Annotated in this window: 13 protein-coding genes; 10 read left to right on the forward strand and 3 right to left on the reverse strand. The window is 39.2% G+C overall.

Annotated features, from left to right (window positions below; translation table 11 throughout):
• Window positions 1-1,418: cytochrome c peroxidase (locus QZ620_RS11285; RefSeq protein ID WP_295181669.1), on the forward strand; the 1,418-nt coding region annotated here is incomplete at its 5' end.
• On the opposite strand, the gene QZ620_RS11290 is transcribed toward QZ620_RS11285, so the two are convergent.
• On the reverse strand, window positions 1,410-2,657 hold the full coding sequence (locus tag QZ620_RS11290; RefSeq protein WP_295181670.1) for an Nramp family divalent metal transporter: 1,248 nt from the start codon (window positions 2,655-2,657) through the stop codon (window positions 1,410-1,412). The two genes, QZ620_RS11285 and QZ620_RS11290, sit on opposite strands and share 9 nt — an antisense overlap.
• Window positions 2,657-3,298: an esterase gene (locus QZ620_RS11295; RefSeq protein ID WP_295181671.1), complete on the reverse strand. Its 642-nt coding sequence runs from the start codon at window positions 3,296-3,298 to the stop codon at window positions 2,657-2,659. Before QZ620_RS11295 ends, QZ620_RS11290 begins: the two co-directional genes overlap by 1 nt.
• Before the next feature lie 48 nt (window positions 3,299-3,346).
• On the opposite strand from QZ620_RS11295, the gene QZ620_RS11300 reads away from it, so the two are divergent.
• The 5 genes from QZ620_RS11300 (at window position 3,347) to QZ620_RS11320 (ending at window position 8,057) form a co-directional block, all read left to right on the forward strand.
• A complete protein-coding gene (locus QZ620_RS11300) occupies window positions 3,347-3,769 on the forward strand; it encodes a hotdog fold thioesterase (RefSeq protein WP_141877339.1) in 423 nt (140 codons plus the stop codon).
• Window positions 3,766-4,911 (forward strand): chorismate-binding protein, encoded by a 1,146-nt coding sequence (locus QZ620_RS11305; RefSeq protein ID WP_295181673.1) that lies wholly within the window; start codon window positions 3,766-3,768, stop codon window positions 4,909-4,911. Before QZ620_RS11300 ends, QZ620_RS11305 begins: the two co-directional genes overlap by 4 nt.
• A 50-nt stretch (window positions 4,912-4,961) precedes the next feature.
• Window positions 4,962-6,695, forward strand: coding sequence for a 2-succinyl-5-enolpyruvyl-6-hydroxy-3-cyclohexene-1-carboxylic-acid synthase (gene menD / locus QZ620_RS11310; RefSeq protein WP_295181675.1), 1,734 nt, complete (start codon window positions 4,962-4,964; stop codon window positions 6,693-6,695).
• A 68-nt stretch (window positions 6,696-6,763) separates the two neighbouring features.
• The gene (locus tag QZ620_RS11315; RefSeq protein ID WP_295181677.1) at window positions 6,764-7,108 is read left to right on the forward strand and encodes a DUF2853 family protein; all 345 of its coding nucleotides are present in this window, start codon (window positions 6,764-6,766) and stop codon (window positions 7,106-7,108) included.
• Window positions 7,109-7,208: 100 nt separating this feature from the next.
• Window positions 7,209-8,057, forward strand: a complete 849-nt coding sequence (locus QZ620_RS11320; RefSeq protein ID WP_295181679.1) for a S1-like domain-containing RNA-binding protein — start codon at window positions 7,209-7,211, stop codon at window positions 8,055-8,057.
• On the opposite strand, the gene QZ620_RS11325 is transcribed toward QZ620_RS11320, so the two are convergent.
• Window positions 8,051-8,506, reverse strand: a complete 456-nt coding sequence (locus QZ620_RS11325; RefSeq protein ID WP_295181681.1) for a hypothetical protein — start codon at window positions 8,504-8,506, stop codon at window positions 8,051-8,053. The two genes, QZ620_RS11320 and QZ620_RS11325, sit on opposite strands and share 7 nt — an antisense overlap.
• Before the next feature lie 132 nt (window positions 8,507-8,638).
• On the opposite strand from QZ620_RS11325, the gene QZ620_RS11330 reads away from it, so the two are divergent.
• The 4 genes from QZ620_RS11330 to QZ620_RS11345 all read left to right on the forward strand — a co-directional run bounded on the left by QZ620_RS11330 (window position 8,639) and on the right by QZ620_RS11345 (window position 11,134).
• The gene (locus QZ620_RS11330; RefSeq protein WP_295181683.1) at window positions 8,639-9,046 is read left to right on the forward strand and encodes a DUF2059 domain-containing protein; all 408 of its coding nucleotides are present in this window, start codon (window positions 8,639-8,641) and stop codon (window positions 9,044-9,046) included.
• 100 nt (window positions 9,047-9,146) lie between these two features.
• The gene (locus QZ620_RS11335; RefSeq protein ID WP_295181685.1) at window positions 9,147-9,986 is read left to right on the forward strand and encodes a 1,4-dihydroxy-2-naphthoyl-CoA synthase; all 840 of its coding nucleotides are present in this window, start codon (window positions 9,147-9,149) and stop codon (window positions 9,984-9,986) included.
• Window positions 9,987-10,049: 63 nt separating this feature from the next.
• Window positions 10,050-10,610 carry a hypothetical protein gene (locus QZ620_RS11340; protein WP_295181687.1) on the forward strand — a complete coding sequence of 187 codons (561 nt, stop codon included), beginning with the start codon at window positions 10,050-10,052 and terminating at the stop codon, window positions 10,608-10,610.
• A gap of 53 nt (window positions 10,611-10,663) precedes the next feature.
• Window positions 10,664-11,134, forward strand: a complete 471-nt coding sequence (locus QZ620_RS11345; protein ID WP_295181689.1) for a hypothetical protein — start codon at window positions 10,664-10,666, stop codon at window positions 11,132-11,134.
• Window positions 11,135-11,344: the final 210 nt, after the last annotated feature.

The raw sequence follows: 11,344 nt of genomic DNA on the forward strand, positions 1-11,344 counted from the left end.
CCCTGGGATTGATGGGGAACCTTCAGAAGAATTTAGATAAACGGGAACTAACCACAGAACGCTTTTTCATTGCAACGCAGCAACAGTTACTCAGGATTCTTAGTCATTCGATCACTGGATTTGATACTCCTATTAGTCAACTGGGGATAGAGGAAGCAGCGGTCTCATTAAAAGCCTTGAATGAGGTGTATGTTCATACACTTCAAAAAATCATACAGCAAAAGGATATAGATTTAGATCAAAGATTTCGGCAAAAGCTATTAAGTTCAGCTAGTTATCTTGAGGAAAATACAGATTTCGAGACCTTCGATCGTTACGAGTTTACCAGAGAGTATTTGAACGATATCACCAGTTTATGGCTGCAAATTAGAAATACTTCAGGACTTTGGGAAGGTACAGCCAATCAGCCCTTCAATTTCAATGCTCCAACATTTTTTGAAGAGGATTCTTTTAAGCCTGAATATTTTATGCAGAATGTAAATAAGAAAAATATTGGTAAGAAAATAGCACTTGGCGAGAAATTATTTTTTGAGAAAAAGCTTTCGAAAAATGGGCGCATGGCTTGCGCCACCTGTCATCTTCCAGAACAGGCCTATGCAGATGGCTTAAGTTTCAGTAGAGATAATCAGGGAATTGAGCTTGATAGAAATACACCTACTCTTATCAATTCGGTCTATCAGCGCGGATTTTTCTGGGATGGCAGATCTGAAGGTTTGATGGAACAAATCTCTTCAGTATTTACTAATAAAAAAGAATTCGATACCGGAGTGCATGAATTTTCCGAGGAGATTTTACAGGATTCCACCTACCAGGTATTGATCCAGGAGACTTTTGGTGGTATTCCACGAGGCAATACAGAACTTATTAAAGCATTGTCTGCATATATTTCCACGCTTAATGGAATGAATAGTAAATTTGATAGAAATATTTCTGGCAAGGAAAACACCTTTACAGAGCAGGAAAAACGCGGATTTAATTTATTTGCCGGCAAAGCCCTGTGTGCGACCTGTCACTTTCTGCCGCTAACCAATGGGACGGTTCCACCATTTTATACTGAAACCGAAAAGGAGGTTATTGGAGTGCCAGAAACTGCGGAGAACAAAAAGCTGGATGATGATACCGGCTTTTACTGGAGTTATAATGTCGAGCAGCATAAGGGACTGTTTAAAACACCGGGAGTACGCAACATCGCTTTAACTGCTCCGTACATGCACAATGGAGTTTATAAGGATCTTGAGCAGGTTATTGACTTTTATAACAAGGGAGGAGGAGCCGGATTAGGGTTTGATCTGCCCCACCAAACCCTGCCCTTTGATAACCTGGAACTAAATGAAGACGAACAGGCTGCTCTGGTAGCATACTTAAAAACGCTAACGGATAGTAAGGTAACTGGTAACAATAAGGATCCTTCAATTTAGCAGGGTATAGATATAAACGAAATTGAAGAGAACCAGCACGACAAGGCAGCATAAAGTAAAAATTCGGTACTGCTTACCAGGCTGGTCTTCTTTTTTCATCACATTGCTGGTTACGAGTTTGTAATTGAACCATGCGAGCAAAGGAGCTGATAGAAAAGATAAGGCTGTAGCGAAATCTATAAGCTCCGTAAATGTCATACTAAAATAGGAAAGGATTCCCAGGGCAACAGCTGGAATGATAAAAATTGCCAGTCGGTAGCAATTCCATTTTTCTGAAGTTGTTGCATCAGGTTTTTCGATCATATAAACTTCTGAAAGTACCCGGGGAAATGCATCTGTAACCGCAAGGGTAGTGGAGAACATAGCGATTAGGGCAGCGATGGCTACCAGTGTTTCACTCCAGGGTCCTAAAGTGGCTCCGTAAAGCGCTACCAACTGTCCCGAAAACTCCACACCGTTCCCGGAAAATTCTGTATTGGAACCAAACATAATAAGTGCTCCCATTAGAAAAAATAACAGACCAATAATTGCAGCGGCCAGGTAACCCACGTTAAAATCTGCAAATGCTTCCCTGATACTTATTTTCCCTGTGGATACCGATTTTTCCCTGGTCCAGATCGAATGCCATACGGCGGCATCCAACGGAATTGGCATCCAGCCCATAAAGGCAATGATAAAAGCTATACTTGCGGTATTCCAGATATCTGGTGATGAAATAGATAGCGAACGATCAAGCCTCCCGTCACCAAACGCCAACACCACCGCGATCAAAGTAGCCAATCCAAGTAAACTTACGATGAATTTCATGGATTTATCCAGCGCCGGGTATCTTCCAATAAGTAGTAGAGCGATACAAATAGCAGAAATAATGAGACTCCAGCTAAAAGTTCCTAACGCGATTCCAAAAAGTTGTTCGGCTAGACCGGCGGTTACGATCGTAACTGCAGCCTGAATAATGAACATGCTACCCACCGTAATAAAAATAAACAACGCATAAGGCAAATTACCTAGACGCTTATAACCCTGAATGAGATGTTCACCTGTGGAAGCCGCGTACCTGGGTCCAAATTCGAGAAATGGGTATTTTGTAATGCACGCGAGCAGTAAGATCCAGATGAGTAAGAATCCGTAATCTGCACCGGCTCTGGTCGCCTGCACCAAATGCGAAACTCCGATCGCGGCTCCGGCAAGTAAAAAGCCCGGACCCAGGGATCTTAAAATGGATCTACTTTTCGGCATTAGCTGGTTTTAGCAATTTTAGTGATTATTTTCTGGTTTAGTTCGTGTCCACCTTTAAAAGCATGAATATTGATCTTTTCTCCGAATATTTCCTTCAATCTTGATTCTTCAACTTCTATAATTCCTTTTTTGAGGTATTCATCCTGTGTTCCGTAGATAAAATGAAAATTGGTTTCTTTCAGAAAATCAAAATCTCCCTTGTTAAGTTCCTGGGGTACTTTTCCGGAGTGCATGATAAGATTTGCGCATTTGATTTTGCGTCTGGCTACGAACCTGGTAGCAACAGATACACCTTGTGAATAACCGAGAATATTCAGTTTATGAACATTAGATAGATCTTCAGCGTCAAAAACAGCATCTAGATATTTCAGCACGTTTTCGATCTCAGCATCAAGATTCTCCCGGGTAAGCCAGGAGGCACCCATATGCTTATATTCTCCATTGAGATAATATTTTGATTGAGCCTGTGGAGCAATGATATAATTTTGAGCATCCAGATGATTAAAATGCCTTATAAAATATCTGCTTAAATAACCAATTCCGTGGATAACCAACCATACAGTTCTGGTTTTTTCAGAATGTTCATTCAAGGTGGAATAGGTGTTGTAAATGGTATAAGAAAGACTTTTCTCCTTACTCATGGTTGTCGCAGGTTTTGTATTTTTACAAATAAACCAATCTTTTAAAAGATGACGAAGGAAGAAGTACTGCAACTTTCAAAAAAGGTCTGTAAGAACACACTTATGGAAACCCTTGAAATAGAGTTTTCTGAAATTGGAGAAGATTACCTGATCGCCAAAATGCCGGTGAATTCAAGAGTTCATCAACCTGATGGAGTTTTACATGGAGGTGCGACGGTAGCCCTGGCAGAAAGTGTTGGAAGTATGGCCAGTTATGTTTTTCTGGATACCGATAATTTTTTTATTCGGGGCATTGAGATCGCTGCAAATCATCTAAGAAGTGTAAAAGAAGGATGGGTTTATGCCAAAGCGACTTTTATTCATAAAGGTCGAACTACGCAATTATTTGAAATAAAGATCACAGATGAGGAAGATCGCCTGATCTCCCTGGTGAAGTTAACGACCATTGCTCTTCCAAAAGAAACCAAATGATCACAGAAGAAGAATTATTTGCCAGTATAAGAACTCAGGTCGATAAAGAATTTCCATTTGTTGCCTATCGTAAACCTGGGGAAAAAAGTGTAAAGCTAATCTGTCAAACCTCTGCGGAAAGTTATAGCGGTGAAGATCTGGACACGCCGGGATTTGTATTTGCCGCTTTTGATTCTCTGAATCGATCCCTGCTCATTCCTATTGCTAAAGCTGAAGTTTTTAATTGTATTTACGAAAACCGACCTGTAAGTCAGCCAGTTCCCCCACAGCCGGAACAACCCATGCCAGCAAGGAATTCTCAGGACCAGATAAAGCATGAGAAATTAGTGCAGTCTGGTATCGACCAGATCAAAACTAGCAGTATTGATAAGATCGTACTGGCAAGGGCTGAAAAAGTAAAAGTCCATGATCCCGATCCTATTCCAATATTTAGAAGATTACTCGACAGGTATGAGGATGCGTTCGTCTATTTCTGGTATCATCCGGAAACCGGCACCTGGATGGGCGCTACTCCGGAAACTCTTTTACATTCTGAACGTAACAGATTTAAAACGATGGCTCTTGCCGGAACTCAGGTTTACGAAGAAGGTTCGGAAATTACCTGGCGTCAAAAAGAAATAGAGGAGCAGGCAATTGTAACCAGTTATATCGATAAAGAATTGCAAAAGATTTCAGAAGTAAAAGAACTGAAGATCGGGGAGCCTTATAATGTAAGAGCAGGGAACCTGTTGCATATAAGAACCGACATCCAGGGATCTTTTGATTCCAGTTCTGCACTTTCCAGAATCGTGACGGCACTTCATCCTACACCGGCGATCTGTGGCATCCCGAAGGCTGAGGCACTTCAGTTTATACTTCAGAATGAAGAAATGGACAGAGAATATTATAGTGGATATCTGGGCGAAGTTCAACTCAGCAAGGAGGTGAAGAGAAATTCGAATCGGCGCAATCAGGAAAATCAGCAATTTGCTTCGATTTCCAAAGTTTCTAATTTGTATGTAAATCTTCGCTGCATGAAACTGGAACAGGATATCGCAAAAATTTTTGTGGGTGGTGGCATCACCAAAGATTCCAATGCTGGAGAAGAATGGTTTGAGACGGTAAATAAATCTGTCACCATGCGTAGGGTTCTTGTTAAATAAGCTTCAAAAACTCTTTCCAGCTTAGACGTAAATACTAATTTTGGAAGTCTATGAAATATTCAAAAATTCCGGTAGCGAGATCTGTGGTAGCTCTTTGTGTTGCCAAGAATATAAAGCAGGTGGTAATTTCACCAGGTTCGAGAAATGCGCCCTTAACAATAGGCTTTACGCATCATGATGATATTACAGCTTATAGTATTGTAGATGAACGCTGTGCAGCTTTTTTTGCGCTGGGAATTGCTCAACAAAAAAGGACTCCTGTGGCGCTGGTATGTACTTCAGGTTCAGCACTGCTAAATTATTATCCGGCGATTGCCGAAGCATTTTATAGTGATATTCCATTGGTGGTAATTTCCGCAGATCGTCCCATAGAACGTATTGATATTGGCGATGGACAAACCATCAGGCAGAAGAACGTTTTCGAAAATCATATCCTGTACTCTGCCAATCTCTATTCTGAACTGGTACTGGAACATCAATCTAAAGACGCCAAGCTTCAGCAGAAACAATTTGAAGCACGTAAACATAACGAACGGGAAATCAACCTCGCTTTGAATAAGGCGATAGAAGAAAAGGGACCTGTACATATTAATGTGCCTTTCTACGAGCCACTTTATGATACGGTAGAACATATAGAAGTAGATCCATTGCAGATCCTTCCCGAGGTGAATGAGAAACACTATACAGAAGCGCAATTGAACAGCTATGTGCAGGAGTGGAATAGCGCCAAACGTAAGATGGTGATCGTCGGGGTGGCCCAGCCAAACCTGATAGAACAACAATTCTTAGATATGCTGGCGAAAGATCCCAGCGTGATCGTTTTTACTGAAACCACATCGAATATTCATCATCCAGATTTTTTTACCAGGATCGATACGCTGGTAGGACCTATCGAAAAGGAAGAAAATAAAGAAGAATTATTTAAAGAATTGCAACCGGATATTCTGCTCACTTTCGGCGGAATGATCGTATCAAAAAAGATCAAAAACTTTCTGAGAAATTACAATCCTAAACATCACTGGCATGTAGATTCTAAAAAGGCCTATAACACCTTCTTTTGTTTGAACAAACATTTCGAAACAGATGTAAACGGTTTTTTTCACACATTCATGCCACTCACTAAGACAATAGCCAGCGATTATGGAAATTTCTGGAAGGATGTAAAAAAGAACAGGCAGCACCGTCATGAAGAGTATATGTCTGAGATCCCATATTCAGATCTTAAAGCGATGCAATTGATCGTACCAGAGGTACCAGATCACAGTATCGTGCATTTCGCGAATAGTTCTACCATCAGGTATGCACAATTGTTTGAATGGGATCGAAGTCTGAACACTTTTTGTAATCGAGGAACCAGTGGGATCGATGGTAGTACTTCAACTTCAGTTGGAGCAGCGGTAGCTTCAGATAAACCTGTTTTATTCATTACAGGTGATCTAAGCTTCTTTTATGACAGCAATGCATTATGGAATGATCATATACCTTCCAATTACCGCATAATTTTACTGAATAATAATGGTGGAGGTATTTTCAGAATATTACCGGGAAATAAAGATTCAGAGAATTTTGATACCTATTTCGAAACTACTCATGACTTGCAGGCGAAACCTATTTGTGAGTTGTATGGATTTAACTATTCAAAAGCTGCCAATGAACAGGAAATAGAGCATGAACTGAATACATTTTTTGATGCTTCTGAAAAACCTAAATTACTGGAAATTTTTACTCCGCGTAAAATGAACGACAAGGTATTGCTGGAATATTTTAGTTTTATGAAATCTTAGTCGGCTTTCATAGGCTTCTTTTTTACTTTTTTATTAACTTACCTGAGCTAAAACTTAAAATTTAGATCATGAGTAAACTTGATGAAAAAGTAGGTCAGTATATCGATGACCTTAAAACCAAAGTGGGAGAGGATAATCCTGATGTGGATCTTCTGCGGAAACTGGCTCAATCCATGGGTCCAAGTATTTATAATGCCGACGCTGAAACTGTTGCGGCTTCCAGTAAATCTGAAGTTGAAACAGTAAAGAACAATTTCGTCATGAAAAAACTTGGAGTGACTGATGAAGAGAAGGCTGACGAAGCTATCAATCAGGTGATGGAAAAGTATGGAAAATCAAACCGTAATAAATACAGAGTGGTGATCTATTACCTTCTAACCAAGCATTTTGGTAAAGAAAGTATGTACAAATAAACTACTTCAAGCATATATAAAGATCCGTTTGTGGGATATTCTCATAAACGGAATTTTTATTGCTGATTAACAGTATCTTTGTATGCTAAATTTTTAGACTATGATCAGGTTAGGAGAATACCATGAATTAAGTATTATTAGAGAAAGCGATCACGGTGTGTATCTTGAGAACGATGCCGGTGATGAAGTGCTTTTGCCTAATAAATACGTTCCTGAAACCTGGATGGTCTATGATAAGATCACTGTTTTTGTGTACCTGGATCATTCAGAAAGACCGGTAGCAACAACTTTGAAACCTAAGATCAAGTTGGATCAATTCGAAAATCTTACCTGTGTTGAGGTTAGTAAATTCGGGGCATTTTTGGATTGGGGATTGGAGAAACATCTTTTTGTTCCTTTTAAGGAACAGGTGATTCCTATGCAAAAAGGAGAGCGCTATCTTGTATTCTGTTACCTGGATCTCGAAACAGAAAGACTTACTGCATCTTCCAAAGTTCATGCATTTCTTGATAATTCTGAGCTTACCGTAGAACCGTTTGAAGAAGTGGATCTAATCGTAAGTAACGAAACCGATCTTGGTTTTAATGTGATCATCAATCAGTTGCATTTAGGTTTGATCTATCATGACGAAGTCTTTAAAAAATTGCGAATTGGTGATTCTCTAAGAGGTTTTATCAAGAAAATAAGAACAGATAATAAGATCGATATCATGTTGCAAAGGCCGGGATATAGAAGTATCGAGCCAAATGCTCTGAAAATTCTTGATAAACTCGAGTCTTCCGGTGGTTTTATTGATCTAACAGATAAGTCTGATCCTGCAGATATCAAATCCAGATTGCAAATGAGCAAGAAGAGCTTTAAAAAAGCAATTGGAAGCCTGTACAAGAACAGGCAAATCGATTTGAATGAAGACGGAATTACTTTAAAAGAGCAAGACCAGGATCAATAGATATATCGATATGGAGTATTATATCTTCTCACTCCATAACTACGCTGATTGTAATTGTTCAGGAATGGATTGTAGAAAGGGTTGCTAAAAGAATCATTTCTATCTCTAGCTTGGATATTCCCTGTTACTTCAAAAATTTTCTTATCTCTGGTTCTCTGCGGAAGTGGAGATCCAAGGTCAATTTCGCGCGTAATTTTATTTCTATTTGATTTGTCTATGATCGCCAGCATATCGATCTGGTCTTTCTGAATATCATTCCGAAGATGCAGAAAAGAACCATCAGAAATATTAAATTCTGAAGGTTGCTGCCAGTTAAAACTAAAATCTTTCCAGTCGTTTTGGATACCACGATTGCCAATTTCGAAATCCTCACGATCCCAATACCCAAATTCCTGGGCAGAAGTACTAAAACCTGCCAGCAAAAAAAGTAGAATGTAAAGAATTCTCATGATCAGTTTTTTCTGAAGAATATCAAAAATGGTGCAAAAACAATAAATATATTCCAATTCATTTAGAAATTATTGAAACAGTTTTGTAAAAACGATTATTTTCACTTCCAAATTATAAAATCGAACACAAATATGAAAAAATTAATATTAAGTATTGGAGTTGCATTTATAGGTTTTACCTCCCTGGCGCAGGAGCAAATGACTTCAGAAGAAACAAAAGCGATCAAATTAATTGAGCTTACTTCCGGTCAGCAATTTGATATTATGACCGAGCCAATCGTGAAAATGGTTGCTGAAGACAAAAGAGAAGAGTTTAAGAAAGAACTTTCTGCCAGCACTAAGGAATTGTATAAGAAAATGGCAGTGATCTATACAGAGAAGTTTACAGAAGAGGAATTGGATGAGATTCTTGCATTCTATGCTACACCGGTGGGAGAGAAGATGGTTGAACTTACTCCAGATATTACAAAGAAAGCTATGGAGATAGGGCAGGCCTGGGGAATGGAATTGCAACCTATGATGGCAAAATATATGCAATAATCATCTTTTAAGTATGATCTAAACCTGTTCCATGGAACAGGTTTTTTTATCTACTTTCTGAAGTGAACTTAAAACTTTATTTTTACTGAAAACTATTTGTATGGCTACGATAAACTGGAGAACAGTACGTGAATATGATGATATAACTTATAAGAAGGCAGACGGGGTTGCGAGAATTGCATTCAACCGACCTGATGTTAGAAATGCCTTCAGACCAAAAACAACTTCAGAGCTTCTGCATGCTTTTCAGGATGCACATGAAGATACTTCGATTGGCGTGGTACTACTTTCTGCTGAAGGGCCTTCTACGAAAGATGGAAAATGGGCTTTTTGCAGTGGAGGAGACCAGAAGGCTAGAGGCCACCAGGGTTATGTTGGTGAAGATGGATATCACAGGCTGAATATTCTTGAAGTACAACGGCTCATTAGATTTATGCCAAAGGCAGTGATCTGTGTGGTTCCCGGTTGGGCAGTAGGTGGAGGTCACAGCTTACATGTGGTCTGCGATCTTACGCTTGCTTCTAAGGAACATGCAATCTTTAAACAGACTGATGCAGACGTCACCAGTTTTGATGCTGGATATGGCTCTGCTTACCTTGCAAAGATGGTGGGACAGAAGAAAGCCAGAGAGATTTTCTTTTTAGGAAGAAACTATTCTGCTCAGGAAGCCTATGAGATGGGTATGGTGAATGCCGTGATACCACACGAAGAATTGGAAACTACTGCATATGAATGGGCACAGGAAATTTTAGAAAAATCACCGACTTCTATCAAAATGCTGAAATTCGCCATGAATCTTACCGATGATGGGATGGTAGGGCAGCAGGTATTTGCCGGTGAGGTCACCAGGCTGGCTTATATGACGGATGAGGCTAAGGAAGGTAGGGATGCATTCCTAGAGAAAAGAAAACCAAATTTCGAAAAGAAATGGATTCCATAGAGTATTCACGCAACCATTTCAGGAAAAGAACGTCTTTGTAGTAGAACTAAATTATAGATGATTATGAGATGCCTAAAAATAGTATACAGATATTTTGTCCTGTTTCTAACAGTTGTAAGCTTTAGCTCATGTAGTAGCGATGACAATTCTGATAATGAAAACGAATTCGTTGGTGAAAGTGGCATCAATTCTTCAGAAAGCAAAGAGTTATGGTTTTCCTTGAGAAGCACCAACAATGATAGCTATGAGTATACAATAGAAACAGTATCCTGGACAGGCTTTGCTACTTCAACTACAATTAAGGTTGAAGATGGGGAGGTTGTAAGTAGAGATTTTATGTCTACCCAGCCCCAGGAAGAGAATCCACCCGAAACTGATATTGTAGAAGAATATATAGAAACAGAATTTGATCTTGGAACTCATGAGAGTGGAGCAGATATTCTGACCATAGATGAATTGTACAGCCTTTGTTTTGCAGAATATCTGACTGTAGATACTGATTCCAACCTTATATATTTTGACACTACTTCCGAAGGGGTTGTTAATACCTGTGGTTATGTAAATAAAGATTGTGCAGATGATTGTTTTGTTGGTTTTAGGCTGACTGACTTTAACTGGTTATAGCTTCACGGTTTCCAATAAAATTATATTTTTCGAAACAGACTTAAAACATCAATATGAAAAAGCTGCTTATTCTGATGTCAGTCTTCCTGATTTATGCGTGTTCCGAAGATACGAATCCGGGTCTTCTTGATCAGGAAGTTCTAAAGGAGAAACCGGAAGTAGTCGAAGAAGATATTGAAGAAGTTTCTGAAACCGAAACCGAAAGTGACGCTGATAGCGGCGATAATGAAGAAGACTCAGGTACCGAAATTGAAGTAGAACTTCCTCAAGTTTGGAAATTAATTAAAATGAGCTGCAGTAATACCGGAGAGTGTACAAAGGAAGGAGATGAAATGGATTTCCAGGATACTTATACTTTCAGGGAAGATAATACAGTTGAAAAGATCAGGATTAGGCAGAATGATACGATAAAGGTAGAAGGAACTTTTAATGTAACTAAATCCTACTATGATACCCCGGCTTATACACTGCAGTATGGGGAGAGCCGAAACCAGAGGATATTGAGATTTATTCAAGTTGTTTAAGTAGGGAAGAATATCTTTATGTGATTCAGGATGACGAAAATATTCTTAAAAATACTGTGGAAGATTGTGATGGGCCTAGAATGTACTATAGCAGGGAAGATCAATAGAATAAATAAACGAAGCACATAGAAAAGCCATGTAGAAATACATGGCTTTTTTTGGCACTATATTAAAAACTGTGTAAGTATTGAATAACGGGGTTTGTTAGCC

The organism is uncultured Christiangramia sp. (assembly GCF_913046405.1).
GTDB lineage: Bacteria > Bacteroidota > Bacteroidia > Flavobacteriales > Flavobacteriaceae > Christiangramia > Christiangramia marina.